The 26,928-nt window shown below is 49.4% G+C and carries 24 protein-coding genes; 19 read left to right on the top strand and 5 right to left on the bottom strand.

Going from position 1 to position 26,928, the window contains the following annotated elements; translation table 11 throughout:
• Positions 1-259: 259 nt before the first annotated feature.
• The 3 genes from M4J38_RS03005 to M4J38_RS02995 all read right to left on the bottom strand — a co-directional run bounded on the left by M4J38_RS03005 (position 260) and on the right by M4J38_RS02995 (position 2,811).
• Positions 260-865 (bottom strand): 2'-5' RNA ligase family protein, encoded by a 606-nt coding sequence (locus tag M4J38_RS03005; protein WP_251758047.1) that lies wholly within the window; start codon positions 863-865, stop codon positions 260-262.
• 83 nt (positions 866-948) lie between these two features.
• On the bottom strand, positions 949-2,322 hold the full coding sequence (gene hisS, locus M4J38_RS03000) for a histidine--tRNA ligase (protein WP_251758046.1): 1,374 nt from the start codon (positions 2,320-2,322) through the stop codon (positions 949-951).
• 33 nt (positions 2,323-2,355) lie between these two features.
• The gene (locus M4J38_RS02995; RefSeq protein ID WP_251758045.1) at positions 2,356-2,811 is read right to left on the bottom strand and encodes a low molecular weight protein-tyrosine-phosphatase; all 456 of its coding nucleotides are present in this window, start codon (positions 2,809-2,811) and stop codon (positions 2,356-2,358) included.
• A 264-nt stretch (positions 2,812-3,075) separates the two neighbouring features.
• On the opposite strand from M4J38_RS02995, the gene M4J38_RS02990 reads away from it, so the two are divergent.
• The 19 genes from M4J38_RS02990 (at position 3,076) to M4J38_RS02900 (ending at position 21,896) form a co-directional block, all read left to right on the top strand.
• Entirely contained in the window at positions 3,076-3,327 is a 252-nt protein-coding gene (locus M4J38_RS02990; RefSeq protein ID WP_251758044.1) for a hypothetical protein, read from the top strand.
• The gene (locus M4J38_RS02985) at positions 3,308-4,255 is read left to right on the top strand and encodes a PstS family phosphate ABC transporter substrate-binding protein (protein ID WP_251758043.1); all 948 of its coding nucleotides are present in this window, start codon (positions 3,308-3,310) and stop codon (positions 4,253-4,255) included. The genes M4J38_RS02990 and M4J38_RS02985 overlap by 20 nt, the downstream gene beginning before the upstream one ends.
• A gap of 83 nt (positions 4,256-4,338) precedes the next feature.
• On the top strand, positions 4,339-5,979 hold the full coding sequence (locus M4J38_RS02980) for a tetratricopeptide repeat protein (protein WP_251758042.1): 1,641 nt from the start codon (positions 4,339-4,341) through the stop codon (positions 5,977-5,979).
• A gap of 291 nt (positions 5,980-6,270) precedes the next feature.
• The gene (locus tag M4J38_RS02975) at positions 6,271-6,684 is read left to right on the top strand and encodes an NADH-quinone oxidoreductase subunit A (RefSeq protein WP_251758041.1); all 414 of its coding nucleotides are present in this window, start codon (positions 6,271-6,273) and stop codon (positions 6,682-6,684) included.
• A gap of 62 nt (positions 6,685-6,746) precedes the next feature.
• Positions 6,747-7,319 (top strand): NADH-quinone oxidoreductase subunit B, encoded by a 573-nt coding sequence (locus M4J38_RS02970; protein ID WP_251758040.1) that lies wholly within the window; start codon positions 6,747-6,749, stop codon positions 7,317-7,319.
• A 10-nt stretch (positions 7,320-7,329) separates the two neighbouring features.
• Entirely contained in the window at positions 7,330-7,848 is a 519-nt protein-coding gene (locus M4J38_RS02965) for an NADH-quinone oxidoreductase subunit C (RefSeq protein ID WP_251758039.1), read from the top strand.
• 27 nt (positions 7,849-7,875) lie between these two features.
• Positions 7,876-9,099: an NADH-quinone oxidoreductase subunit D gene (locus M4J38_RS02960; RefSeq protein WP_251758038.1), complete on the top strand. Its 1,224-nt coding sequence runs from the start codon at positions 7,876-7,878 to the stop codon at positions 9,097-9,099.
• 36 nt (positions 9,100-9,135) lie between these two features.
• A complete protein-coding gene (gene nuoE, locus M4J38_RS02955; protein ID WP_251758037.1) occupies positions 9,136-9,621 on the top strand; it encodes an NAD(P)H-dependent oxidoreductase subunit E in 486 nt (161 codons plus the stop codon).
• Between the two features lie 20 nt (positions 9,622-9,641).
• A complete protein-coding gene (gene nuoF, locus M4J38_RS02950) occupies positions 9,642-10,997 on the top strand; it encodes an NADH-quinone oxidoreductase subunit NuoF (protein WP_251758036.1) in 1,356 nt (451 codons plus the stop codon).
• Between the two features lie 100 nt (positions 10,998-11,097).
• On the top strand, positions 11,098-11,475 hold the full coding sequence (locus M4J38_RS02945; protein ID WP_251758035.1) for a GxxExxY protein: 378 nt from the start codon (positions 11,098-11,100) through the stop codon (positions 11,473-11,475).
• A 98-nt stretch (positions 11,476-11,573) separates the two neighbouring features.
• Positions 11,574-12,674 (top strand): 2Fe-2S iron-sulfur cluster-binding protein, encoded by a 1,101-nt coding sequence (locus M4J38_RS02940; protein WP_251758034.1) that lies wholly within the window; start codon positions 11,574-11,576, stop codon positions 12,672-12,674.
• A gap of 36 nt (positions 12,675-12,710) precedes the next feature.
• Positions 12,711-13,784 (top strand): NADH-quinone oxidoreductase subunit NuoH, encoded by a 1,074-nt coding sequence (nuoH, locus tag M4J38_RS02935; protein ID WP_251758033.1) that lies wholly within the window; start codon positions 12,711-12,713, stop codon positions 13,782-13,784.
• 18 nt (positions 13,785-13,802) lie between these two features.
• Positions 13,803-14,330: an NADH-quinone oxidoreductase subunit NuoI gene (gene nuoI / locus M4J38_RS02930; RefSeq protein ID WP_251758032.1), complete on the top strand. Its 528-nt coding sequence runs from the start codon at positions 13,803-13,805 to the stop codon at positions 14,328-14,330.
• Positions 14,331-14,500: 170 nt separating this feature from the next.
• On the top strand, positions 14,501-15,001 hold the full coding sequence (locus M4J38_RS02925) for an NADH-quinone oxidoreductase subunit J (RefSeq protein WP_251758031.1): 501 nt from the start codon (positions 14,501-14,503) through the stop codon (positions 14,999-15,001).
• 13 nt (positions 15,002-15,014) lie between these two features.
• A complete protein-coding gene (gene nuoK / locus M4J38_RS02920) occupies positions 15,015-15,374 on the top strand; it encodes an NADH-quinone oxidoreductase subunit NuoK (RefSeq protein ID WP_374662831.1) in 360 nt (119 codons plus the stop codon).
• A 62-nt stretch (positions 15,375-15,436) separates the two neighbouring features.
• On the top strand, positions 15,437-17,332 hold the full coding sequence (nuoL, locus tag M4J38_RS02915) for an NADH-quinone oxidoreductase subunit L (RefSeq protein ID WP_251758029.1): 1,896 nt from the start codon (positions 15,437-15,439) through the stop codon (positions 17,330-17,332).
• An 82-nt stretch (positions 17,333-17,414) separates the two neighbouring features.
• Positions 17,415-18,878, top strand: coding sequence for a NuoM family protein (locus M4J38_RS02910; protein WP_251758028.1), 1,464 nt, complete (start codon positions 17,415-17,417; stop codon positions 18,876-18,878).
• A 16-nt stretch (positions 18,879-18,894) separates the two neighbouring features.
• A complete protein-coding gene (locus M4J38_RS02905) occupies positions 18,895-20,274 on the top strand; it encodes an NADH-quinone oxidoreductase subunit N (protein WP_251758027.1) in 1,380 nt (459 codons plus the stop codon).
• A 347-nt stretch (positions 20,275-20,621) separates the two neighbouring features.
• Positions 20,622-21,896: an ABC transporter permease gene (locus M4J38_RS02900; protein ID WP_251758026.1), complete on the top strand. Its 1,275-nt coding sequence runs from the start codon at positions 20,622-20,624 to the stop codon at positions 21,894-21,896.
• A 55-nt stretch (positions 21,897-21,951) separates the two neighbouring features.
• Here the strand turns inward: M4J38_RS02900 and M4J38_RS02895 are convergent, their stop codons facing one another.
• Positions 21,952-23,934, bottom strand: a complete 1,983-nt coding sequence (locus M4J38_RS02895) for an LTA synthase family protein (protein WP_251758025.1) — start codon at positions 23,932-23,934, stop codon at positions 21,952-21,954.
• A gap of 124 nt (positions 23,935-24,058) precedes the next feature.
• A complete protein-coding gene (locus M4J38_RS02890; RefSeq protein WP_251758024.1) occupies positions 24,059-26,629 on the bottom strand; it encodes a zinc-dependent metalloprotease in 2,571 nt (856 codons plus the stop codon).
• Between the last annotated feature and the right edge of the window lie 299 nt (positions 26,630-26,928).

Raw genomic sequence — 26,928 nt, 5'->3', positions numbered from 1 at the left:
TATTAAGGATGCTTATGGGATAACGGGGATTCCTGCGACGCTCAGCGCCTGCATTGCCCGGGTTATATATTTATTGAATCAAATGAACGCTTGATCGGTCTCAATGTGCTAGCTCGGCCTATGCACTTTAGTGCAAGGCTTTAGCTTCTACAAGCCTTGGTTGCTCGAATCGAAAAAACAAAAAAGAATAAGCGGAGCCACCTTATGGCTTTCAGCCCTTTTCTGACCTATTGATTTTCAATCATAGGGTAGTGGAAATCTAAAACAACACTGCCTGCTTTACTTCCAAAGGCGCATGTTCCAACTTAAGCGCCTGAACGATCTGGTAAGCCCTTTCTCCATCGCGCTTTTTCAAAAGAAGCAGATTGTCTGCCATGAACCGGGAAGTAAAATGCTTGTGCTGGTAAACGTTCCACCCTTTTTCATATTGGTGGGGCAGGAGTTTCCGGGCAATGTTGATGAACGGTGTCGTCATAAAATGAGGTTCCTTCTCAGGATCGGCTTTCATCAGGGATTGCGCCGCCCGGAACGACTTCACCAGTTCGGTATAACGGTGCCCGCCATCCGCTTTGATAAAGATGGAATGGGTAGGGAAACTGCCGAACCCCGACAGCTCCATTTTTACAGGAGCCTGTGCCCGGGCTATACTGTTTAGTTTGTTCAGTAACCGGTGTTCTCCCATCTCCCGCTGGTGAAACTTCAATAAGGTAATATGGGGCCGTCGTACCGGAGTATCATACCCGGTGAGTAAACGAAAATCTTCCCGGATCTGCTGAATTCGGTTGCGTACATGCTCGGGCGGAGCGATCACCAGGAGGTATTCGTTGAGGCCCGGCATGGCGTAAGGAATATGAATGGTGGCCATAAAATTATTTTTAACTACTAAAATGATTAGTATAAAAATACTAAAAAAATTAGTAATTAAAAATATTTTTGATGAACCGGAATCTATTTATGGAAGAACTCTTCTAACGCGCTCCAGGAGATGGTTTGCTGTTCTCCTGAATGCATGTTTTTAATATTGATGGTTTTTTCAGTCAGTTCCTTTTCTCCCAGGATGGCCACATACGGAATCTGTTTTTTCTCCGCGTAACCAAACTGCTTGTTGAACTTGGCCTGTTCATGGTAAATTTCGCAACGTATGCCGGCCTGCCGGAGTTGGTGACTGAGTTGCAGCGCTACGGTAACCTCAGCGTCTCCGAGGTTGAAGAAAAGTACTTCGGTGGATACCAGTACAGAATCAGGGAAAAGCGCCAGCTCTTCCATTACATCATAAATCCGGTCCACACCGAAAGAAATCCCTACCCCGGGAATATTGGGTACACCAAACAGCCCGGTCAGGTCATCATAACGGCCGCCACCACCTATGCTGCCCATCTGCACGCCATTGGCCTTAACCTCGTAAATAGTGCCCGTGTAATAATTTAGTCCGCGGGCCAGTGTAAAGTCGATGGTGACACGGGCTTTTTCTTCGCCGAGGAGGGGGGCGATATTGGAAAGTATATAAGTCAGTTCATTGGTGCCTTCAAGTGCCAGTGACTCGTTGCCCAATAATGCTTTCAATGCGTTTATCTTTTCAGCATTGCTGCCATCAATAGCCAGGTAGGCGCTGATGGTTGCCACCTGTTGTGGCGTGAGTCCGCGGGTGAATAGTTCTTCCTGCACTTTTTCCAGCCCTATCTTATCGAGTTTATCGATGGCTACGGTAATATCGGTAAGTTGTTCCGAGCCGCCGCAGGCCGCTGCTAATGCCGCCAGGATTTTCCTGTTGTTGATGCGGATATCAACGGGAATACCTAAGCGCTGGAATACGGTGGCGTAAATCAGGGTAAGCTCGACTTCGTTCAGCAGTGACCTGCTGCCGACCACATCGGCATCGCACTGGTAGAATTCACGGTACCTCCCTTTCTGGGGCCGGTCGGCGCGCCATACGGGTTGTATCTGGTAGCGTTTGAAGGGCATCACCAACTGTGCGTGGTTCATGGCCACATACCTGGCGAACGGAATGGTAAGGTCGTAACGGAGGGCACGTTCCGTGATTACTTTGGTGTTTTTGCCCTCCAGGATTTTAGAAAAGCCTTCCTGTGTCTGCGCCGTTTTCGCCGGGTTATCGAGCCCGTTGTTCAATATCTTAAAGATGAGTTTGTCGCCTTCCTCGCCGTACTTTCCCATCAGGGTATCCAGGTTTTCCATGGATGGTGTTTCCAGGGGCTGAAAGCCGTATTGTTCAAACACGGACCTGATGGTTTGAAAGATGTACTGTCTTTTTCTGACGGTTTCTGGTCCAAAATCTCTGGTGCCTTGCGGTATCGATGGTTTCATGTTCGTGGTTGCCCGGCATAAGCCGGCATTATGTTATAAGTGCCTTTCAACAATTGCGTCGCAGGCCTCGTCAATCATTTTAAATACTTCGTGGTAGCCGGATTCTTCGCCGTACCAGGGATCGGGAACATCCATGTTTTCACCGGGATGTAGTTCATCCAGTAGCAATTTTACTTTCGTTGCATCAAAATGCTTTCCGGCAATTCGTTTCATGGAAAAGATCACATCGGTGGCCATCGCGTAGATCAGATCGAAACTTTGCAGGTCTTCCTTCGTGAACATCCTTGAACGCTGGGCGCTGATATCAATCCCATTCAGACGGGCTACTTTCTGGGAAAGCCGGTGTGGGGCCTCTCCGGTATGGTAGCCATTGGTTCCGGCGCTGTCGATTTCCCAGTTCAAGCCCCTTTCCTGTACTTTTTGCGCCAGTATTCCTTCAGCCAGCGGACTCCGGCAGATATTGCCCAGACAAACCATTAAAACTCTCATGCTTCCCTTGTTTTCATAAATTTCTTCGCACGCAACCTACTCCCTGCCCGGTTCATCTTGCAAAAGTAGGGCAGGGAGGGCATACTATAAAGGTGTTAATTTAGGACCTGAGGTATGGAAAATCTTTTTTTCAGGCTCTAACTTGTCTGGTAGGTGATTTCACTGTTCAGGTTTCAGCATGAAATTTCCTAACTTGCCCTCTTTGTAAACCAGGATATGAAAAGTGCGTTTGGCAGGGATAAGCAATATAAATGAAAGGGAACAATGAAAGAATTTGACCATCGGAGCAGAAAAACAGGGCCGTCACTCGGCACGATTCGGGAGACGGTAATGGGGGTGGTGATTATCGTGTGCGCAATGGCTATGTTTTTCAGGGAGAAACTGGGGCTCGACCTGTCATTTCTTCCCGAAGGAACAGTGCTGCCCTTCGCGGCGCTGATCCTGCTGTATGGAATATGGCGCATTTTCAGGGGAATAAAATCTTATAAAGAAGACAATGCTGGTACTGAAGAATAATACGATGAAAGGCAGAAACTATATGTTAAGTATGCAGGCGGTAGCCTTCCTCCTGTTGCTCGCGGCCTGCGGCGCACCGCAGAAAAAAGCTGATTTTACTGGTGACGATCCGCAGAATGGCACCATTCACATCAGCGTGGATGAGTCTTTTAAACCCATCATCGATTCGCAGATCAGGGTGTATGAGTCGTCCAACCCTAACGCCAGGATCATCGCGCACTATAAAAGTGAGGCCGATTGTATGAAAGATATGCTGGTAGACAGCATCAGGATGGTGATTGTTACCCGCGGACTGAGCCCCAAAGAGGAAGCCTACTACCTGGATACGCTCAAAATTAAGCCGGTATGGGATCGCGTGGCTTTTGATGCGCTTGCCGTGATCCTAAACAATGCAGCGAAAGACTCCGTGTTTACCATGGAGGAGATCAGGGATATGCTGAAAGGTACATCTCCATTGCCCTACCAGATGGTATTTGACGGGCTCTCGGCCACGAGCAATGTCCGGTACGCCATGGACTCTATCCTGAAAGGAGAAAAACTTACAGACAAAGTAATGGCGGCCAAAACAAGTGAAGAGGTGATCGACTATGTGTCGAAAACCCCTAACGCCATGGGCTTTATCGGGGTAAGCTGGATCGGCAACAAAGAAGATGCCCAGCAGGTGAGTTTCCTGGAAAAAGTAAAGGTCGCTTCCATACAGAGTAAGCTGGACGGTGGTTATGTAAAGCCTTACCAGGCGAACATTGCTACACGGCGCTATCCTATGGTACGGGGTTTGTATTATATAGTAAAAGAGAATTATGTAGGATTAGGTCGCGGATTCGCCAATTTTCTTGCCTACGAGCGGGGGCAGCTTGTTTTCAGAAGGGCATATTTATGGCCCGGTAAGATGAATTTTACCATCCGCAAGGCAAATGTTTCAGAATAATTCGCAAATCATTTAATTTACGACCGCATCAAATCAAGTCACCATTTCAACCATCACACACTCACTAAAACATTAAACAAGCAATGAGAGCGAGAGCAAGTTTTCTGGTAATGGCGCTGCTGGCAAGCCAGGCATTATTGGCGCAAACCGTGGAGCAGGGAAAGAAGTTTTTTTATTACGAGCGTTTCAGAAGCGCAAAAGAAGCTTTCGAAAAAGCATTGGCCGACAAGCCTGGAAACCAGGAAGCAGCCTACTGGCTGGGGCAGACGCTGATTGAACTGAAAGATGTGAACGGTGCCAAAGAAGTATACCGTAAAGGGCTTGAAGCCAATGGCAGCGCACCGTTGTTGCTGGTGGGAATGGGGCATATTGAATTGCTGGAGAACAAAGCCGCGGATGCCCGTCAGCGTTTCGACCTGGCCATCAATGCCACCAAGAGCAAAAATATTGATGTACTCAGCGCGGTGGGCAAAGCCAATGCGGAAGCGCCTGCCGGAGATGCTGCCTATGCTATTGAAAAGCTGAACCTTGCCACCACCGTGAAAGGATTTAAAGATCCGGAAGTGTTTATTAACCTGGGCAATGCCCACCGTAAAATCGCCGATGGCGGCGGAGCGGTAACCGCTTATTCCAGGGCCTTTACAACGGACCCAAAGTACGCGGCCGCCAAATATTACACCGGAAAAGTATACCAAAGCCAGAAGAACAGAGAGATATACCTGCCCGCATTTGAAGAATCCATTCAGGTAGACCCGGCTTTCGCACCCGGATACCGTGAACTCTACTTCGATTACTACAACAGGGATGTGAACAAGGCCATCGAATACCTGGATAAATACGCTGCCAATACAGATCAGACTCCTGAACTTGAATATGAGCGTACTTCAGTGTTCTTCGCCGCCCGCAAATACCAGGAGGCGATCGATAAGGCTAAAGCTACACTGGCCGCACAAGGTGCCGCCGCCAACCCCAAATACCACCGCCTCATCGCGTACAGCTATGATGCCCTTGGCGACTCAGTTCAGGCGCTGGCAAAAATCCAGGAATTCCTGAAAGTGGCGCCCGCTGATATGGTATTGCCCGGTGATTACGAACTGCAGGGTAACCTGCTGCTGAGGTTCCCGGATCGTATCACGGAAGCTATGGCCAGTCTGGATAAAGCCGTTGAAATGGATACCAGTTTCGCCACCAAACAGGAAACCGCCGATAAACTGGCTACCCTGCTGGATAAAAAAGGCATGCTGAAAGAAGCCGCCGCCTGGAAAGGTAAGGCCTACCGCTTCAACAGAAATCCCACAAAACAGGACCTCTTCTATACAGGGTATGCTTTCGTAAAAGCACAGGAGTATGATTCCGCCCGCGTTATGTTCGGTTCTTACGCTACCCAGTATCCGGAGGAAACTTACGGCCACTACTGGCTCGGCAGGATAGAGCTGATTCAGGATACAACAGGAGAGAACGGAAAGCCACTTCCGCATTTCACGAAATTTATTGAGGTAGCCGAAAAAGATGTGGCCAACAACAAGAATACATTGATTACCGCATACGGTTATATGGCTGCTTACAACGCTAACGTTTTGAAAGATAAAGAGGCCGCAATCGGGTATTTCGACAAAATCCTGGGTGTGGACCCCAATAACGCGGATGCAAAACGATTGAAAGAAGTGCTTCAAAAGCAACTTTCCGCGCCAAAAACGCAAACGAAACCCGCCGCCGGGAAATAGCCGGTAACAATATTCTTTTACAAAGGGGTGTGTCATCAGGATGCACCCCTTTCTTTTTAAGTCTAATCTTTTTCTAATATCGGGAACCGATATGGTCCTGATTTAGTTTTGATGTTCATCCCGTTGTTGTTCTGCTTATTTTGCATTAATAAAAAGCGAATATGTTTAATGTTGCACAATGGACCGGGAAACTTTTCTTCCACAATCTGTTTACCGGCTTATTATTTTCTTATTCACATGGTTTTTAATGATTCGTATACTATTTTTGCCGTTGGAGCAATTCAAAGTACCATGGACCCAATATTTTTGCAGGCCCAAACCGTAGGGGCTGCAGCGGATGTAAACAATGCAGTGAACTATTTCCCAATCGGTATCCAATTCCTTTTTGCTATTCTTTTTGTGGCAATAACGCTTGGAGCCACCCATCTTTTAGGTCCAAAACGCAAAACATCCGATAAGCTCAGCAACTTCGAGAGTGGCATCGAGAGCCAGGGCAACGCAAGACAGCCCATGGCCATCAAATATTTCCTGGTAGCGATCCTTTTTGTATTGTTCGATGTTGAAGTGATTTTCTTTTATCCTTACGCTGTGAATTTCAGGGAGTTGGGTTGGCATGGCTTCGCCGCCGTACTGATGTTCGTGGGATTCTTTCTGGCCGGGTTCTTCTATATCGTGAAGAAAGGCGCCCTTCAGTGGGAGGATTAACAGAGAAGGCTGAACACTATTGCATTTCAGGGGTTTTACCAGGTAGATAAAACATATTGATTATGGCACGTCCGGTTCGATTTAATATCAATGGTGATGTAAAGTTGGTGAAGGAAGGTCCAGAAGGCCTTATGGGCGAAGGATTCTTTGCGACCAACCTGGATAAAGTGGTGGGCCTGGCCCGGAAAAATTCCATCTGGCCCCTGCCTTTCGCAACTTCCTGCTGCGGTATTGAGTTCATGGCCACCATGGCCTCGCACTACGATCTCGCGCGTTTCGGAGCGGAAAGGGTGGGGTTCTCTCCGCGTCAGTGCGATCTCTTAATGGTGATGGGCACCATCGCTAAAAAGATGGGTCCCGTGGTGAAACAGGTTTACCTGCAAATGGCTGAGCCGCGTTGGGTGATCGCCGTTGGAGCCTGCGCCTCTTCCGGAGGAATATTTGATACCTACTCCGTATTGCAGGGCATCGACCAGGTGGTTCCCGTGGATGTGTATGTGCCCGGTTGTCCTCCGCGCCCCGAAGCAATTCTGGATGGTTTTATGAAAATCCAGGACCTGGTGGGGAACGAGAGCCTGAGAAGAAGGAACAGCGACAGGTACAAGGCTTTGATGAACAGTTACGGAATTGAATAACGCTTTTGAAATGGAAATCACAAACGAATACATCCGGGAAAGACTTGTCGAGAAGTTCGGAGAGCAGGTAACAGGCTTCGAAGAATCCTTCGATATGCTCAGTTTTGAGTCGCCGAAAGACCTGAACCTGAAAGTGCTCCAGTTTCTTTACGATGATGAAACGCTGAAGTTCAGGTTCATGACCGATCTCTGCGGGGTGCACTATCCCGATAATGAAGGGAGGGAACTGGCGGTGGTTTACCACCTGCACAACCTGGAAGCCAACGTGCGCCTTCGTTTTAAAGTATTTACATCCGTGGCGCAGCCCGATGTTTTCAGCGCGACGGCCTTGTTCTCCACGGCCAACTGGATGGAGCGGGAAACATACGATTTCTACGGGATCAACTTTATTGGTCATCCCAACCTGATCCGTATCCTGAATGTGGATGAAATGGACTATTTCCCGTTGCGGAAAGAGTTTCCGCTGGAAGACCAGTCCAGGATCGATAAGGATGATGAAATGTTCGGAAGGGGAGAAATATTTCAATAGTATTCAATAAAAAAACAATAGACAGTAATGTCTGAACAACATATAAAACTGCCGGAAGGCTCGATCGAAAAGCAGACCACCACGCTGAACCTGGGGCCCACGCACCCGGCCACGCACGGGGTTATGCAGAATATCCTTGAACTGGATGGTGAAAGGGTTGTTTCTACCGAACAAACCATCGGGTACATCCACCGCGCCTTCGAAAAGATCGCCGAGCGCCGCCCCCTGTACCAGATCACCCCGCTTACCGATCGCCTCAACTATTGTTCCGCCCCCATCAACAACATGGGCTGGCACACCACCTGTGAGAAATTGCTGGGCGTGAAAACACCCAAGCGCGTGGATTACCTCCGCGTGATCCTGATGGAACTCTCGCGTATTACCGATCACCTGATCTGCAACTCCATTGTGGGCGTGGACTCCGGTGCGTTTACCGGGTTCCTCTACGTAATGCAGTACCGTGAACTGGTATATGAAATTTACGAAGAAGTGTGCGGCTCCCGTCTCACTACCAATATTGGTCGCATCGGTGGTTTTGAAAGGAACTTCACCAATACCGCCTTCGAAAAAATTGAAAAATTCCTGAAAGAATATCCCGTTGTACTGAAGGAGTTCGAAGGACTCTTCCTCCGCAACAGGATCTTTATGGAAAGGTTGATGGGCACCGGCGCCATCAGTGCCGAACGCGCCCTCAACTACGGTTTCACGGGCCCGAACCTGCGTGCCGCAGGCGTGGATTACGATGTGCGCGTGGCCAAACCTTATTCCTCTTACGAAGACTTCGATTTCAAGATACCTGTTGGAACCACTGGTGATAACTACGACCGCTGGCTGGTGCGCAGCCAGGAAATGTGGCAAAGCCTGGAGATCATCAAACAGGCCTACCAGAAAGTGCAGGAGTTCAAAGGTGCTGAGGCGGAAGTATATCACGCTGATGTGCCTGAATACTATCTCCCGGAGAAAAAGGATGTTTATACGAAGATGGAAGCACTGATCTGGCACTTCAAAATCATCATGGGAGAGATCGATATGCCGAAAGGGGAAGTGTACCATTCTGTGGAAGGCGGAAACGGAGAACTCGGGTTCTACCTCATCAGCGATGGGGGAAGAGCGCCGTTCAGACTGCATTTCAGAAGGCCCTGCTTCATTTACTACCAGGCCTATCCCGAACTGATTAAGGGTGGACAACTGGCCGACGCGGTAATGACGATGAGTAGTCTGAACCTGATCGCCGGGGAATTGGACGCATAACTTAGAAGAGCAATAACAGATTTAAAATAACAACGGATGAAATTTTCACCCGAAAAGTTGGAAAAGGTTCAGGAGATCATCAACCGGTATCCGGAGGGAAAGCAGAAGAGCGCGTTGATACCGCTGTTGCATCTTGCACAGGAGGAAGCCGGCGGCTGGCTGGATGCGCCTGTAATGGATTACGTAGCTGAGTTACTGGGCATCACGCCGATTGAAGTGTACGAGGTGGCTACCTTTTACACCATGTTCAACCTGAAACCCGTAGGGAAAAACGTATTGGAAGTATGTATCACCGGTCCCTGTATGATCAGTGGCAGCGATGATATCATTGCTTATATCAAGGAGAAACTGGGTATTGGTCCCGGTGAAACCACGGCAGACGGTCTATTCACCCTGAAACCGGCGGAATGCCTCGGCGCTTGCGGGTACGCCCCCATGATGCAGCTGGGCAAACATTACCGCGAGCACCTTACCAGGGAAAGAGTGGACCAGATCATTGAAGAATGCAGGCAGAAGGCTTAAAAGTATAAAACTACCGCAGCATGGGAGTTAAACTGTTACTCGAGAACGCACATATTGAAGGCATCCGTTATTACGATGTATACCGTAAAAACGGTGGGTACCGCTCTGTGGAGAAAGCGCTGAAAATGGCGCCCAACGATATTGTGGAAGAAGTGAAGAAAAGTGGTCTCCGCGGAAGGGGTGGCGCCGGATTCCCCACCGGTATGAAATGGAGCTTCCTGGCCAAACCCGAAGGCGTGCCCCGCTACCTGGTGTGCAATGCCGACGAAAGTGAGCCCGGAACCTTCAAGGACCGCTACCTCATGGAATTCCTGCCCCATCTGCTCATCGAAGGACTGATCGTTTCTTCTTATGCACTGGGTTCCAACAGCACTTACATTTATATCCGTGGTGAATACGCCTGGATCCCAGATATTCTTGAACAAGCCATCGCCGAAGCGAAACAGAACGGCTGGCTCGGAAAAAACATTTTAGGTACCGGTTTCGACCTGGAAATCTACGTGCAACGTGGTGCCGGCGCTTACATCTGCGGAGAAGAAACCGCGTTGATCGAATCCCTCGAAGGCAAGCGTGGTAACCCGCGAATCAAACCTCCGTTCCCCGCCGTAAAAGGATTGTACGATTGTCCGACTGTGGTGAACAATGTGGAAACACTCGCCGCCATCGTGCCCATCATGAACATCGGCGCGGAGGAATACGCTAAAATCGGCGTAGGCCGTTCCACCGGTACCAAACTGATCTCCGCCTGCGGCAACATCAACAAAGGTGGCGTGTACGAGATTGACATGACCATCTCAGTAGAAGAATTTATTTATTCCGATGAATATTGTGGCGGTATCCGCAATGGTAAAAAGCTGAAGGCATGTATCCCGGGCGGTTCTTCCGTGCCCATCCTGCCCGCTAACCTTTTGCTGAAAACAGCGAAAGGTGAAACCCGCTACATGAACTATGAAAGTCTGAGTGATGGCGGCTTCGCCACCGGCTCCATGATGGGTTCCGGCGGTTTCATCGTACTCGATGAAGACCAGTGCGTGGTAAAACATACCATGACCCTGGCGCATTTCTACAACCACGAGAGTTGCGGTCAGTGCTCTCCCTGCCGGGAAGGTACGGGCTGGATGTATAAAATCCTGAAGAACATCGAGAAAGGAAAAGGCAAAATGAGTGATATCGACCTGCTGTGGGATATCCAGCGCAGGATCGAAGGCAATACGATCTGCCCGCTGGGAGATGCTGCGGCCTGGCCCGTAGCTGCTGCCATCAGGCATTTCAGGGATGAATTTGAGTGGCATGTGCTGCATCCGGATGAGGCGGTGAAGGGGAATTATGGGTTGAGGCATTATGCGGATCCTATTTATGTTCCGGCGGAGGCGTAGGTGATTTCACGGGGGTGTTGGGTGTTTTTTCACGCAAAGACGCAAGGGAGCGGAGACGCAAGGAGTGGTTGAGTATTTTGCAGGTGTAAAATACTTGGAGATGATAGAGAATGAGATTGCAAGGGGTGTGTTTGAGGCTTCTTTGGATTTGCATAGGAAATTTGGGCCGGGGTTGTTTGAGAGCGTATACGAAGAATTGCTCTGTTATGAATTAACGAAACGGGGTTGGGAGGTGGAAAGGCAGAAGATTGTGAAAGTTGTGCATGAGGGGTTGGAAATGAAGCGTGGTTTTCGTGCAGATTTGGTGATAGAAGAATGTGTGATAGTAGAAGTTAAATCAGTGGAACAATTGGAAAAGATTCACTTCAAACAGATTATTACCTATTTGAAGTTGACGGATATAAAACTGGGATTACTGATCAATTTTAACGTTGATCTTTTAAAAGATGGATTTCACAGAATAGCAAACGGGCTTTAAATGAAAGTAGCAGATCGAAAAATATTAACAATCAGTAACGCTATCGCATCCTTGCGTCTCTGCTCCCTTGCGTCTTTGCGTGAAAAAAACATACGAGGATGAGTGAACAACAACTATTTAAAGTAACGGTAGACAACATCACCATCGAAGTTCCCCCCGGAACCACGATCCTCCAGGCCGCGCGTCAGATCGGAGGCGATGTTACCCCGCCCGCTATGTGCTACTACAGCAAACTGAAGGGAAGCGGCGGGAAATGCCGTACCTGTCTGGTAGAAGTAGCCGCCGGCTCCACTGCCGACCCACGACCCATGCCCAAACTGGTAGCCAGTTGCCGCACCACCGTGATGGATGGCATGATCGTGAAAAGCATTACCAGCGAACGCGTGATCGATGCCCGTAAAGGCGTGGTGGAATTCCTGCTCCTCAACCACCCCCTGGATTGCCCCATCTGCGACCAGGCAGGGGAATGCCATCTCCAGGACCTCAGCTATGAGCACGGCGCCGAAAGCACCCGCTACGAATTCGATAGAAGAACCTTCGAAAAAGAAGACATCGGCCCGAATATCCAATTGCACATGACCCGCTGCATCCTCTGCTACCGTTGCGTATTCACCGCGGAGCAACTGACCGATGCCAGGATCCACGGTGTGCTGGAAAGAGGCGAGAAGTCTGAAATATCCACCCTGCTCGGCAAAGCCATCACCAACGATTTCAGTGGAAACGTGATTGATGTTTGCCCCGTAGGCGCACTGACCGATAAAACTTTCCGTTTCAAGAACCGCGTTTGGTTCCTGAAACCAGTGAACGCACACAGGGATTGTGAGAAGTGTTGCGGACAAACAACGCTCTGGTACCGTGGCGACGAAGTGTTCCGCGTAACCGCCCGCAAAGACCAGTGGGGTGAAGTAGAAGATACCGCCGACGGAAAACCAGGATGGATCTGCAACGAATGCCGCTTCGAGAAAAAACATACTTCCGACTGGACCATTGAAGGACCACGCCAGATAGACCGCCACTCCGTGATCAGCGCCAACCATTACGTAGGCATGAAAAAACCGGAGGAAACGATCCAAAAAGTGATGGGTAAAGAACCGCGATTGCTGATGGAAATCCACAGTGTGAGCGAAGTAAACAAACCGGAAGTGAAACTCTCTGAATTACCCGGACCAGCCAGTTCCGGCGTATTCAAAGAGCAGTAAGCAGAATTCAAATTAGAACAGAAACAATTCAATAGAATGCACCTTACGTTATTGGCCATCGATTGGGCTTTCATCATCGAAAAAGCAGCGCTTATCTCCGTGATCATCGGGGTGAGCCTGGTGATCGCTATGTACGAAACCTATGCTGAAAGGAAAGTGGCCGGTTTTATTCAGGATCGTCTCGGTCCCAACCGCGCGGGTCCTTTCGGGATATTGCAGCCCCTCGCCGATGGACTGAAGTTGTTCATGAAGGAAGAGATCGTTCCCAATACTTCTAATAAGTTCCTGTTCGTTATCGGGCCCGGACTGGCAATGCTCACCGCGATGATGACCAGCGCCGTGATTCCCTGGGGCAGCGACCTTAGTTTTACGTTCAACGGCGTAGAACGCACCATTCCCTTACAGGTGGCCGATATCAACATCGGGATACTGTTCGTATTCGGCGTGGTGAGTATGGGGGTGTATGGCATCATGATCGGTGGCTGGGCCTCCAACAACAAATTCTCCCTGATGGCCGCGCTCCGTGGCGCTTCGCAGGTAATCTCCTACGAACTGCCCATGGGTCTTTCGCTCATCGCCCTGCTGATGCTCACCGGATCACTCAGCATGAAAACGATCGTGGGCCAGCAGATCGATACCTGGTACAATGTATTGTACCAACCTCTCGGTTTCTTCATCTTCCTGGTTTGCGCATTCGCGGAATGTAACCGTACACCTTTCGACCTTCCCGAAGCGGAAAGTGAACTGAACTTCGGTTACCACCAGGAATATTCTTCCATGAAACTTGGTTTCTACTTGTTCGCGGAATATATCAACATGTTCATCAGCAGTGTGATCATGGCAACCCTGTTCTGGGGCGGTTACGATATTCCATTTGTGAAAGACATCGCACTCGGTGAAGCAATAGGAGGGAACTGGCTCGCACTCCTCCAGGTACTTAGTTTATTGTTGAAGACCTGCATGTTCATATTCTTCTTCATGTGGGTACGCTGGACTATACCGCGGTTCCGTTACGATCAACTGATGAACCTGGGCTGGAAAGGATTGATACCACTGGCACTCGTAAATATGATCATCACCGGAGCCGTAGTATTGTGGCTGAAGAAATAGCACTTTAAAACAGAAATTATGCAACTGACCAATAGATCCCAGTCTGTAGATCGTCGCCCGATGACATTTTCGGAGAAGATCTATATGCCCTCGATCCTGAAAGGAATGGCGGTAACGCTGAAGCACTTCTTCAGAAAGAAGCCTACCATCAGCTATCCCGAAGAGAAACGTCCGTTCAGCCCAGTGTTCCGCGGACTGCACGTGCTGAACCGTGATGAGGAAGGTCGTGAGAAATGCACCGCCTGTGGACTGTGTGCGGTTGCCTGTCCTGCAGAAGCCATCACCATGGAAGCGGCGGAAAGGCAGAAAGGGGAGGAGAACCTTTACCGGGAAGAAAAGTATGCGGCCAAATACGAGATCAATATGCTGCGCTGCATCTTCTGCGGATTGTGTGAAGAAGCCTGTCCGAAAGATGCGATCTATCTTTCCGAAACCTTCGCCCCGGCGAATTACCAGCGGAAAGGATTTGTATATGGCAAAGATGAACTGCTGATCCCCAATCCTAAAACTGATCCTGAAGGATACGCGAAGGCGAAGGGAGAGTAGGAGTAGTGTTGAATGTTGGATAAGGGTGGTTGAGCGGCGTGGAGGATTTTTTATTAAAGAGAAAATTTAAAATAAAAGGAATATAGGTTTTTGTTGTTGGAGGGCGATGTTGAATGATAACGAACATTCAAATCAGCATCCAGCATTCAAAATCCAAAACTTAAAACCCAATGAGCATCACACAAATTCTATTCTGGTTTCTAACGGTACTTGCTTTGGGGAGCGCCATTGGCGTGGTACTCAGTAAGAACCCGGTACACAGTGTACTGTTGCTTATCATAACTTTCTTCGCTATTTCCGGGCATTACATTTTGCTGAACGCGCAGTTCCTGGCCATCGTGAACCTGATTGTTTACGCCGGTGCCATCATGGTGCTTTTCCTGTTCGTGATCATGTTGATGAACCTGAACGCCGATACGGAGCCGCAGAAGAACAAATGGCTGAAACTGGCCGGCGGCATTGCCGGATCGAGCCTGATGCTGATCCTGGTGGCGGCGCTCCGCGAATCGGAAGTGCAGAAGAACATCACCCAGTTGAATGGCGGGAACATCGGGCTGATCCAGCAACTGGGCAAGACCCTTTTCACCGATTATGTAGTTCCTTTTGAAATAAGCAGCATCCTGTTCCTGAGCGCTATGGTGGGTGCAGTTGTCATTGGTAAAAAAGATTAAACCCAACAACCGAATTATGCCGATCAATTATTACATATTCGTAGCCATCGCCCTGTTCTGCATAGGTGTGATTGGTGTGCTTACGCGTCGCAACGCGATCATCATCTTTATGTGTGTGGAACTGATGCTGAATGCCGTGAACCTGTTGCTGATCGCCTTCTCTAAAATGCACCACCAACTGGCGCTGAAAGGCGGGGATGCCGCGGCGAACGTGGTGAATGCCGCCAATGCGGGAATTGAGGGCCAGTTGTTCGTATTCTTCATCATGGTGGTGGCCGCCGCTGAAGTGGCCGTAGGACTCGCCATCATCGTTATGATGTTCAGGAATACGCACTCCGTGGATGTGAACTTTTTGAACCGACTGAAAAACTAATTCAAAATCCAAAATTCAGAATAACATTCGGGTGTTTTGAATTTTTGACTTGCTGAAATATTATGAACCTAGTTTACTTAGTACCGCTTTTCCCCCTGGTTGGGTTCCTGCTCAACGGATTGCTGCGCAACCAGTTGTCGAAATCAGCCGTGGGCATCATTGGAAGCGGATCCATCCTCGCGTCGTTCATTGTGAGCCTGGTGCTTTTCTTCGAAGTGAAATCGGGGCATAACACCGTGGCCACCCTGTTCCAGTTCATCAACATTGAACAGTTTAAAATTCCGTTTTCCTTCCAGGTCGATCAGCTTTCTTCGATCTTCCTGCTGGTGATCACCGGGGTTGGGTTCCTGATTCACCTGTACTCCACGGCGTATATGCACGAGGAGAAGAGTGAACACTTCGCGCGGTATTTCGCTTACCTGAACCTGTTCGTGTTCTCCATGCTGCTGTTGGTGATGGGTGGCAACTTCGTAATCATGTTCATTGGTTGGGAAGGGGTTGGACTGTGTTCCTACCTGCTCATTGGTTTCTGGTTCAAGAACAACGATTACAACAACGCGGCGAAGAAGGCATTCATCATGAACCGCATCGGCGACCTCGGGTTCCTGCTGGCCGTGTTCTGGTTGCTGCTGAAATTGGGCACTGTTTCTTACGGTGAAGTATTCGCCAATGTGAACAAGCTTTCTGCAACTGATATTACTATTATTACCCTGCTCCTGTTTGTAGGCGCCACCGGTAAAAGTGCACAGATACCTTTATATACCTGGCTTCCCGACGCCATGGCCGGTCCAACGCCTGTTTCCGCGTTAATCCACGCGGCAACGATGGTGACCGCGGGTATCTACATGATCGCAAGAAGCAACGTGCTGTACACCATGGCGCCCGTTACACAACATGTAATCGCCATCATCGGACTGGCCACCGCCATTTTCGCGGCCACCATCGCATTGAAGCAGAACGATATTAAAAAAGTACTGGCTTATTCTACCGTGAGCCAGTTGGGTTATATGTTCCTCGGTTTGGGCGTAGGCGCTTATACCGGAGCCGTTTTCCACGTAATGACACACGCTTTCTTTAAAGCCCTTTTGTTCCTGGGTGCGGGTTCCGTGATTCACGCCATGCACCATGAACAGGATATCCGCAATATGGGCGGACTGAAAAAGAAACTGCCCATCACGCACATTACTTTCCTGCTTGCTTGTCTGGCGATAGCTGGTATTCCTCCGTTCTCCGGGTTCTTCTCCAAAGATGAGATACTGATGGGAGCATTCGCGCACAACCCGGTGCTGTACTACATTGGAATGGCCGGTGCTTTGATGACTGCGTTCTATATGTTCCGTCTCTATGCCATGACCTTCCTCGGTAAATTCCGCGGCACACACGAACAGGAGCATCACCTGCATGAAAGTCCCGCCGCCATGACCATCCCCCTGGTGATCCTGGCCGTTCTTTCTGTAACAGCAGGATTCATTGGCATTCCTGAAGTATTCGCGCATGGTGCGCACCGCCTGGAGCATTTCCTGGAACCCATCTTCGCCGCTTCCAATAATATCGTGGGGGAACACGCACACATCGATCATACTACAGAGATCGTGATGATGGGCATCAGCACTGCGGTGATCGCGCTGATCATCTTCTTTGCGATCAGCAAATTCTCTAAATACCAGAAAACAGAGAAAGAAGAAACCGGCTTGGGTAAACTGCTGGAGAATAAGTGGTATGTGGATGAACTGTACAACACCATCATCGTGAAACCTTTGATGGCGCTGGCTAAATTCCTGAACAATATTTTTGAAAGATACATTGTGGATGGCATCGTGAACGGTGTGGGCAAAGCCGTGCAGTATGGTGGCCGCCAGTTGCGCCTGGTGCAGAGTGGCCAGGTAGGCGGTTATATCCTGCTGATGGTGCTGAGCATCCTGGTGTTCTTCGCGATACAACTGTTTTTAAAGAAATAACTATACATTTTGGATGTTGAATTTTGAATGAAAGATCAAATTCACAATCCAGCATTCAGAATCCAAAATTGAACACAACCAAATGATACCGGTTCTACTTCTTTTAATTCCATTGATCACTGGGTTGACGGCCTTCTTCATCAAGCATGAGAACGGCGCGCGATCATGGGCATTGTTTTCCTCCATAGCCACGCTGGTGGTGACGCTGTTGGGGATCACCGTGTTCAACAAATACCAATACCTGTCTTCAGATTGCGCCTGGTTACCCATGCTTGGAAGCCGTTTCACCCTTGTGCTGGATGGCATGGGAAAACTCCTGGCATTGCTCACGGCCATCGCTTTCCCGCTGATCTTTGTTTCCACCTGGAAAAGCAGGTATAAGGATGCGAACCAGTTCTTCGGATTGATGCTGCTGTCGCAGGCCGGACTTTTACTGGTGTTCATGGCCATGGACGCGCTCCTGTTCTACTTTGGCTGGGAAATCGCGCTGATACCCGCTTACTTCCTCTGCTCCAAATGGGGTGGGGAGAAACGCATCCAGGCCACTTTCAAGTTCTTCGTGTACACCTTCGCGGGTTCCCTGCTGATGCTGATTGGGTTGATCTACCTGTATTTCCAGACACCGGATCAGACTTTCGCCATCAATGCTTTCTACGAACTTAAATTATCTGTGAAAGAACAGAGCTGGTTGTTCTGGCTGTTCTTCGTGGCGTTCGCCATTAAAATGCCGATATTCCCCTTCCATACCTGGCAGCCCGATACCTATGAGCAATCGCCCACGGCGGTTACCATGGTACTGAGCGGCGTAATGGTGAAGATGGGTGTTTTCGCGCTGATCCGCTGGTTGCTGCCCGTATTGCCTTACGGTACATACATGTGGGGCGATACCGCCACTTCCATGGCCGTGATCGGAATGATCTACGCTTCGCTGATCGCCATTAAACAGGATGACATCAAACGACTGGTGGCTTATTCTTCCATCGCCCACATCGGGTTGATGTGCGTGGCCATCTTCGCTTATACGGAAGTCGGCATGAAAGGCGCCATCCTCCAGATGTTCAACCACGGCATCAACATCATCGGACTCTGGATCGTGGTGGAACTGATCGAAAGACAATATGGTACCCGCAAAATGAGTGAACTGGGCGGATTGGCACAAAACTCTCCGGTGCTGGCCATCTTCCTCGTGGTGCTGGCCTTCGCCAACATCGCGCTGCCCCTTACCAACGCGTTCGTGGGCGAATTCCTGATGTTCAATGGTATATTCTCTTCCACCATCACGAAATATAACGTGGTATTTACGGTAGTGGCCGGATTGAGTATTATCCTGGCCGCGATCTATACTTTGAATATGGTGCAGAAAGTATTTTACGGGAACACCAATACACTTACATCCACCGGGTATACATTGGGCGGAAACGAAAAACTCGCGCTGGGCGTACTGGTGATTGTGATACTGTACTTTGGCGTTTACCCGCAACCGTTGTTCGATCTGAGTCAGGATACGGTGACCAATATCATGGAACGAATCAAAATCAATTTGTAGTCAGCGAAAATAGATTATGAACGCAATTATTATTTCTGCTATCTGGGGTGTGATCATGATGTTCGGGGGCTTGTTCCTGAAACAGTCATCTGCCATCCGCTCACTTGCCATCGCCGGTCTGCTGGTTTTGCTCGGAGCCAACGTTTGGGAAACTTACCACAGCGCTTTCCTTAAGATTGATACGCACGGGATGCTTGATTTCGGCAGGTTCGGCCTGTTCTTCAACACCATCGCTTTCGCTGCTACCCTGGTGTACGTGCTGCTTTCCGGCAACGACATCACCAAAGTTGGCAACAAAAGCAATGCCGCCGATTATTTCGCGCTGATCTTCTTTATACTCGCCGGTGTGGGCATCGTTTCCTCCTTCGGGTCACTGCTGATGCTGTTCCTGGGCATTGAAATCATTTCCATCCCCTTGTATGTGTTGGCGGGAAGCGATAAAAAGAACCTGAAAAGCAATGAAGCTTCGCTGAAATATTTCCTGATGGGCGCTTTCTCCACGGGCATCATGCTGATGGGGATCGCCCTGATCTACGGTGCGAAAGGGACTTTCTTTATTGATACCATCGCGATTGGCGCGGGCAAATTAACGCCGCTCATGGCTTCCGGCCTGATACTGCTGCTCATCTCCATGGCATTCAAAGTCTCCGCCGCGCCTTTCCACTTCTGGACCCCGGACGTATACGATGGTTCACCAACAGTATTTACTTCCTTCATGGCCACGATCGTGAAAGCCGCAGCCTTTATCGGTTTCGTGCGCCTGTTTGAGCGCTCCTTCGGTGCAGCCAAAGAAGAATGGCAACTGCTGGTGGCGATTATTACCGCAGCCACGCTAATCATTGGAAACGTTACGGCTGTTTTCCAGCAGAGTGTCAAAAGAATGCTGGCCTATTCGAGTATCGCGCAAGCCGGTTTTATGATGTTCGCCATCTTTACCCTGAACGATTTCGCAAAAGAGGGCATCATCCTGTATGCCGCGGCATATAGCCTGGCCACGATAGGTATTTTCGCGGTACTCATCCGCATGAAAGATTATACTTTCGAAGGGTTTAACGGACTGGCCAAAAGCAATCCCCTGCTGGCAGCCGTTATTACCATATTCCTGCTGTCGCTGGCAGGCATTCCTTTAACCGCGGGCTTCTTCGCGAAATACTATATGCTTACGGCCGCTATTAAATCAGGTACTTATTTCTGGTTGGTGATTGTGGCGATTGTGTGCGCCGCGATATCTGTCTACTACTATTTCAGAGTGATCCAGGCCATGTATTTCAGGGAGGGCGACGCGGAAGTAGGACCGGTTTCAGGTGGCTTCAAAGCCTTGCTGCTAGTGGTTGCCGGCATCATTGTGCTGATAGGCGTATGGCCGCAGTTGCTGCTGAATTATCTTTATTTCTAGGAGAGAAGTATTTTCTTTTTGAATTTATTAATGTCTCGCAAACGTAGCGTCGTTGCGAGACATTTTTTAGATACCGGCAACACCGTGAAAACACGGTACCCGGTGGCACGGCTATAGCGGTGCCACCGGGTACCGTTAAAACACCGTTTAGCGCGTTAACCTGCATCGCCTGAACTAATGCGCCTTATGCTCCATTCCGCCGCATCTGCAAAGCTGCGAGGTACGAAGGAGCAAGTTGTGCGCCGTTGCGTGTGCATATTCCCCGCATCCTCCCACTCAACCACTCTTCCTTCCAACGGTTTGCTCTCCCGTTTTTTGTCCTATCTTTAAAATAGAAACACACGTTCATGCAATTCAGGGACATCTTTTCTCTTTCATACAGAACCATCCGCGGGAACCGCCTGCGGACGGGCATTACAGTGGCCATCATCGCATTCGGGATCATGGCGCTGGTGGGGATCATCACGGCTATTACAGCTATGGAACAGAAGTTTACAGAAAGCTTCTCCGCCATGGGTGCGAACGGCTTTACCGTACGTTTCCGGGAAGTGAACAGGAATATGGGTGGAGGAAACCGTGAAGTGACCAAATCCGAGAAAGGCGCTAAGAAGGTGAAAAAATCAAACGAAGGAAAGATCATCACCCACGACCAGGCCGTGGAATTCAAGAAAAGATACAAGTTCCCCGCTACCGTGGGCATCTCCATATCAGGAGGAAACGACGCCATCGTGAGCGCGAACGGGAAAAAGACCAATCCCACGGTAAGGCTGTATGGCGGAGACGAGAACTACCTCGATCTTAATGGTTATACCGTAAGTACCGGGCGTGGCCTCAACGAACTGGATGTGGAAAGCGGGCGTAACGTATGTGTGGTGGGCATGGATGTGGTGACCAAACTCTTCGGTAAGAATACCGGCTCCGCGCTCGAAAAAACAGTGCGCGTCAACAATATTCCTTACCGCATCATCGGTGTGCTGGATGCCAAAGGATCCACTTTCGGCTTCAGCCGCGACAATATCGTGATTACTTCTTACAACAATATCCGCCGTTTCTTCAGCTCCGGGCGTTCTTATCTTATTGGGGTAAAAGTGCCGGAGGTGAGTCTGGTCGATGAAGCCATGGGCGAGGCCCAGGCCGCCTTACGTCCCATCCGCAAACTCTCTACCACGGAAGGCGATAATTTCTACCTGGATAAAAGCGACAGCTTTGCACAGATGGCCATTCAAAGTACGAGCATGCTCACGCTGGCGGCCACAGTAATTGGATTGATTACATTGATTGGCGCCGCTATCGGACTGATGAACATCATGCTGGTATCCGTGTCTGAAAGAACAAAAGAAGTGGGCCTGATCAAGGCCATCGGCGGCAACCAGAGTACGGTGCGCAAACAGTTCCTGCTGGAAGCGATTATCATCAGCCTGCTGGGCGCGGCATTCGGTATCATCCTTGGAATACTGGTAGGCAACCTGTTTTCCATGGTATTGGGTACGGGGTTCGTGGTGCCCTGGATGTGGGTATTTTATGGCGTGTTGATCTGCTCTGTTGTTGGGTTGGTGGCTGGGTTGTATCCCGCGATGAAGGCGGGAAGACTGAATCCTATTGAGGCGCTGCGGTATGAATAAGTATTCCGTTGTTGCTGAGCGCTGGTCCGTTTTTTATTCATCTGTGTTTTCAACATTACTCCCTCATTTTTCCTGTCTTAAACCGTTCACTCGCTGTTTGATAGTAAGAAATGGTCTCGGTTACTAGGGTATTGTTTATGCCGTTTTTATCAGACAACGACTGCCCTTTGTCGTTCACCTGAAATTGCTTAATTCTTTTGTGGTCGTCGATCTGGGTAAACAGATTGTTTTTGAGCAGGCCAAGTGTTCTGTAGTTGCCGATGAAAGCCCTTTCATCTCCCGGCATGGTTGCATTAATATCTTTTCCATAGAAAGCCGATCTGTAGTTCCAGTTCAGGTAACCAAATAATGTGGGCATCAGGTCTATTTGTGATACCAGCCTGTCTATCTTTTGCGGGGCTTGTGGAAGATTGAAAATGATAGCGGGGATATGGTGCTGGTTGATGTTGATCTCCCACCTGCCTGCGCTGCTGGCGCAGTGATCGGCCACCACCAGGAATACGGTATTGCGGAACCATGGTTTAGTACGGGCATCCCTTATAAATTTCCCCAGGGCAAAATCGGTATATTTTACGGCTGCGTTCCTACTGCCTTTTGGCAGATTGATCTTTCCTTCCGGAAAAGTGAATGGCTTATGGTTGGACGTGGTCATTACGAATTCAAAGAAGGGAATTTGGGCATTGCTGCTTTTGTCTGCATAGGTCATCGCCTGACTGTACAGGTCTTCATCGCATATTCCCCAGGCATTTTCGAAATGTACTTCTTCGTCGGGAATAGTATACCGGTGCGTGGTAATGTTATCAGACAAAGGGTTGCCACGGTCCCTGTCTACTATATCAAAGCCCTGGCCGCCGAAAAAATTATTCATGTTGTCAAAATAGCCGTCCCCGCCATAAATGAAGTAAGGCTGATAACCTTTCTGATGCAGTATAGTTGCGGAGGAAAACAGGTGTTCATTCCCCGGTCTTCTCACGATACTGTTGCCAGGTGTTGGCGGTACGCAAAGGGTAAGGGCTTCCATTCCTCTTACTGTCCTGGTGCCAGTGGCGTAGAGGTTGGTGAAGAAGATGCTTTCTTTTGCGAGACTGTCGAAATTGGGCGTAAGATGTTCCTCGTTGCCAAAGGCTGTGACGAAATCGGCACTGAAACTTTCAATTGCAATCAGTACGATGTTGGGGTGCTGTTCATTTGTGGCTATGGTATTTCGTATGATATCGTTCCGTCTGCCCCGCAGGTAATATTGGTTGTTTTGCAGGAGGTTCTTTTTAAGTGTATCATAGGCTGTTGTGTCGGCTATCCGGGGATAAAAAGTGGTATAGTCGAGTTCGTTCGAACGCAGGGCCGCAAAGAAAGAGAAAACACCATTCTTTCCCAGCTCATTCACTACCAGGTTGCTGCCGGATTCCGCTTGTTTATTATTCAGGAAGCCCAGCAATAGTAATGTTGCCAGCGCTATTGGCAGAAAAAAGCAGCCTCTTTTTATTAGCCCGGTTTTGGAGGAGAATGCAGCGTACAGCATCCCCCTGGAGCCTAATATCCTGAAAGAAACGAATACAAGACCAGCCAGAGCGGCTACTATAAGCGGTATGGGATAGGATTGATTGATGTTGGAAACAACTTCATAAGTGTAGATCAGGTAGTCTACCGCAATAAAATTGAAACGTACACCGAACTCATTCCAGAAAGGGAATTCTGCCATCAGGCTGAAAAAGATGAGCAGCAGTATGATTGTAATGCAGCAGTAAGTAAAAATTTTATCGGCCAGTAATCCGATCCATTTTTTGGGGAAAACCAACAAATAAATACCATATGGCAGCAACAGGGAGAGGCCAGTGGCCAGGTCGAATCCAAATCCTGTAATGAATGCCCTGAACACAGGGAGAATACCACCGGATACGTTTTTTTCGGACCAGATAAAGAGGATAACCCTGGTTACCGTTGAAAGACTCACGTATAGGATTAATAGGGCAATCAACAAGGTGTACCGTCCCGCTAGTGGTTTGCGGGTTGCGACGGCTGGTTTTGGGGAGAGCTTCATAAGACTTATTTAAGTGCCACGTGAAGTTCCCGCTGAATTTTGTAGACATTCTGAATTACGTGTTTTAACAATAAAAAATGCCCTTCGCAATGAAGGGCATTTTTTATTGTATCAATAACTCTCCTTATTTAGGATCGAGTATTTCGTTGATCCTGTCTACTACATCTTCGAGGTGGTAGCGGCTCATCCTGTCGGTGGTGACGGGGATAGCGGCTTTCACTTCGGCGCGCAGCACTTTCAGCGAGCCTTTCGCTACTGAAACCGCATCGCTTCTTTCTCCAGCGGAGTTACCGCCGCCGGCCATGCCACCCATCATCGGGTTACCGGCGTTGGCCGCAGGTGCGGGAGGAGCGATCATGCCCTTCATCTTAGCAATATAAGTTTTCTGCAGCATCCTGCGGTAAGCATCGATGGGTTGACGGGTAGTCAGTTCGCCCCAGATGCCCGATTTCAGGTCGGCCAGCATTTCGGTAACGGTATAAGCATTTGTGCCGATGGCTGCTTCCGCGGCAATCAACTTGTTCATGGTGAAGAGACTGAGCAAACGGGTCAATACCGCGTCCTGGCGTGCGTTGATGATGTTCAGGGCATTGTCGCCGGTTTTGGCGAAGATGTCCTGGTTAATCAGCCACGTAGGCGTGGCGAACAGTTGCTTTTTCAGGAAGTCCATGGCTTCTTTCTGTGTTGCCTTGGGAACGTATTCATAGATCACGCCTCCTTGTTCAGCCATCTTAGGTGTTTCCATGATGCCGCCGATGTTTTTGGCAACGTGGCCCATGTAACGGCCATATTGGCCTACCACCTCATTGTACATGCTTCTCAGGTTCACATAACCTTCGTTCTCTTCAAAGGTCCATTTGGGGAGGTTAGGCAGAATGCGTTGCAGGTTCTTGATGCCGTAGGCGCTGGCTTTCATCGCGTTGTCGCCCAGGTCCTCATTCTGTGAGCGGGGGTCATCGCCATTGGTTTCAGTACCGAACCAGAGCCGCTTGTTCTTCATTTTTTCGGCGGTCAGTTTGCTCAGCATTTTGGTCTCGTCATCCAGGGATTTATCGGTCCATTTGTAGCCCCATTCGATGGCCCAGATGTCGTAGTCGCCGATGCGTGGGAACATGCCCGCGTCGCCGATTTTATCTTCAGGCTGCGCCACGTAGTTGAAGCGGGCGTAGTCCATGATGGAAGGCGTGTGGCCGTTCTCTTCCACGAATTTTTTGTCGCGGAGTTTTTCAACAGGAACAGTAGAGCTGGAACCGAAGTTGTGGCGAAGTCCCAGCGTATGTCCCACCTCGTGAGAGGATACGAAACGGATGAGTTGTCCCATCAGTTCATCATCGAATTTCATCATGCGGGCGCGTGGGTCAACGGCTGCGGCCTGCACCAGGTACCAGTTGCGCAGCAGTTGCATTACGTTGTGGTACCAGTTTACGTGGCTCTCCAGGATTTCTCCGGAACGGGGATCCGCGGTGCTTGGACCGCTGGCGTTGGGAACGGAAGAAGGCTTGTACACGATAGCGGAGTGGCGTGCGTCGTCCAGGCTCCACTGGTCGTCTTCAGTAGGTTTGGGCGCCACTTTTGCCATTACGGCATTTTTAAAGCCGGCTTTTTCAAAAGCTTTCTGCCAGTCGTTCACACCCTGAATCAGGTAAGGCACCCATTTCGCGGGCGTTGCGGGATCTATGTAGAATACGATGGGTTTCTGGGGTTCAACCAGTTCGCCTTTTTTGTATTTCTCCACATCTTCGGGCTTCGGTTCAAGCCTCCAGCGTTTGGTGAGAATGAGTTGCTTCACACCCTGTGGGTTCGCGTCGAAATCGGTGTAGCCAACCGCGAAGTAACCAACGCGGGGATCGAAGTAGCGGGGCTTCATGGGGACTTTTGGAAGGATCACCATGGAAGTGTTCAGTTCCAGGGTGGTGGTACCACCTGAAGGAGCGCCGCCCATCATCATACCGCCCTGAGCGCTTCCGCCGGAACGGCTGTAAGTCTTAACGGCTCTGATCTCAGTATTGATCGGGAACGATTTGATGCCGGTGATATAAGATTTATCACCCTGGAAACCACCTATTCTCCAGCCTTGTTTCGACCTGCTGTCGAAATGGAGGATGTCGTTGTCGCCGCTGATGTAGTCGGTCATATCGATCACCACATTGTTGGAATCGGACCTGTCCACTTTTACGTCGAAAGAAGCTGCGATGGGCTGCATATTGGAGCGCATCACCGCCTGGTACATGGGCTGGGTGGAATCTTTGGATACTTCGGAGAAAGAACGGTTGATGAGGAAAATTTTGTTGTTGGGACCTCTTTCGAAGGAGATCACATTGGAGTTCACATCATCACCCGCGTAACCCGACATGCTTTGGGGGCTTCTCAGGTCAGCGCCGGAGCGGGAAACGCGTGTCATCACGAGAATATCTCTTCCAAAAATGGAATCAGCGATTTCGAAAAAATAGCGGTCTTCCACTTTGTGCACTTTGAAAAGCCCGTCGGTGGTTTGTGCTTTTGAAGTGATCACGTCTTTGTAGCCTTTGGGGCCGGGTTTGGGGGCCGCGGCGGTAGGGGTGGGGTTCCCACCGGTAGGCGCGGTGCCGGTAAGGGGGCGGTTGCCGGTAGGGCGTTGTTGTGCCAGAACGGCTGTTCCGGAGGCAAGCAGCACGCCGGTGTAAAGCCATTTTTTAAGGCCGAAGGTGTTTGTCATTGGTTGAAACTGATTTTTAAGGCGGCAATTTAACGAAAAGGTAATCAGGTTGATAAATGTTGCAACATCTTATTTATGAGTGGGAAAATGAAGGGTTAATTGGCGGAGTGATAAGGGGAAATGCAGGAATGAAGCGGGTTTTAGGCGAAAAATAGGAAATATATCAGCAAAAAAACGCTTATGTACGCATGTGGAAAAATCAGTAACTTGTGCATCCCGGAAAATTTTTTATTCCATCGTGTTGCCGATAGAATAAGATTTTTCCTTAGAATTGTGCACTCAAAAAGACGAAAGTTCTT

Source organism: Parasegetibacter sp. NRK P23, assembly GCF_023721715.1.
GTDB lineage: Bacteria > Bacteroidota > Bacteroidia > Chitinophagales > Chitinophagaceae > Parasegetibacter.
Note: the sequence above shows the minus strand (reverse complement) of the source record. Positions and strands in the feature narration are given on the sequence as shown.

Bases quoted from the DNA above. Each gene is read 5' to 3' on its own strand.
- M4J38_RS02895 (WP_251758025.1), bottom strand. From the start codon at position 23,934: ATGAAGCTCTCCCCAAAACCAGCCGTCGCAACCCGCAAACCACTAGCG.
- M4J38_RS02975 (WP_251758041.1), top strand. From the start codon at position 6,271: ATGGACCCAATATTTTTGCAGGCCCAAACCGTAGGGGCTGCAGCGGAT.
- M4J38_RS02980 (WP_251758042.1), top strand. From the start codon at position 4,339: ATGAGAGCGAGAGCAAGTTTTCTGGTAATGGCGCTGCTGGCAAGCCAG.
- M4J38_RS02990 (WP_251758044.1), top strand. From the start codon at position 3,076: ATGAAAGAATTTGACCATCGGAGCAGAAAAACAGGGCCGTCACTCGGC.
- M4J38_RS02965 (WP_251758039.1), top strand. From the start codon at position 7,330: ATGGAAATCACAAACGAATACATCCGGGAAAGACTTGTCGAGAAGTTC.
- M4J38_RS02890 (WP_251758024.1), bottom strand. From the start codon at position 26,629: ATGACAAACACCTTCGGCCTTAAAAAATGGCTTTACACCGGCGTGCTG.
- M4J38_RS02945 (WP_251758035.1), top strand. From the start codon at position 11,098: ATGATAGAGAATGAGATTGCAAGGGGTGTGTTTGAGGCTTCTTTGGAT.
- M4J38_RS02985 (WP_251758043.1), top strand. From the start codon at position 3,308: ATGCTGGTACTGAAGAATAATACGATGAAAGGCAGAAACTATATGTTA.
- M4J38_RS02995 (WP_251758045.1), bottom strand. From the start codon at position 2,811: ATGAGAGTTTTAATGGTTTGTCTGGGCAATATCTGCCGGAGTCCGCTG.
- M4J38_RS02960 (WP_251758038.1), top strand. From the start codon at position 7,876: ATGTCTGAACAACATATAAAACTGCCGGAAGGCTCGATCGAAAAGCAG.
- M4J38_RS02925 (WP_251758031.1), top strand. From the start codon at position 14,501: ATGAGCATCACACAAATTCTATTCTGGTTTCTAACGGTACTTGCTTTG.
- nuoH (WP_251758033.1), top strand. From the start codon at position 12,711: ATGCACCTTACGTTATTGGCCATCGATTGGGCTTTCATCATCGAAAAA.
- M4J38_RS02940 (WP_251758034.1), top strand. From the start codon at position 11,574: ATGAGTGAACAACAACTATTTAAAGTAACGGTAGACAACATCACCATC.
- M4J38_RS02900 (WP_251758026.1), top strand. From the start codon at position 20,622: ATGCAATTCAGGGACATCTTTTCTCTTTCATACAGAACCATCCGCGGG.
- M4J38_RS02970 (WP_251758040.1), top strand. From the start codon at position 6,747: ATGGCACGTCCGGTTCGATTTAATATCAATGGTGATGTAAAGTTGGTG.
- nuoI (WP_251758032.1), top strand. From the start codon at position 13,803: ATGCAACTGACCAATAGATCCCAGTCTGTAGATCGTCGCCCGATGACA.
- M4J38_RS02910 (WP_251758028.1), top strand. From the start codon at position 17,415: ATGATACCGGTTCTACTTCTTTTAATTCCATTGATCACTGGGTTGACG.
- hisS (WP_251758046.1), bottom strand. From the start codon at position 2,322: ATGAAACCATCGATACCGCAAGGCACCAGAGATTTTGGACCAGAAACC.
- M4J38_RS03005 (WP_251758047.1), bottom strand. From the start codon at position 865: ATGGCCACCATTCATATTCCTTACGCCATGCCGGGCCTCAACGAATAC.
- nuoF (WP_251758036.1), top strand. From the start codon at position 9,642: ATGGGAGTTAAACTGTTACTCGAGAACGCACATATTGAAGGCATCCGT.
- nuoE (WP_251758037.1), top strand. From the start codon at position 9,136: ATGAAATTTTCACCCGAAAAGTTGGAAAAGGTTCAGGAGATCATCAAC.
- M4J38_RS02905 (WP_251758027.1), top strand. From the start codon at position 18,895: ATGAACGCAATTATTATTTCTGCTATCTGGGGTGTGATCATGATGTTC.
- nuoL (WP_251758029.1), top strand. From the start codon at position 15,437: ATGAACCTAGTTTACTTAGTACCGCTTTTCCCCCTGGTTGGGTTCCTG.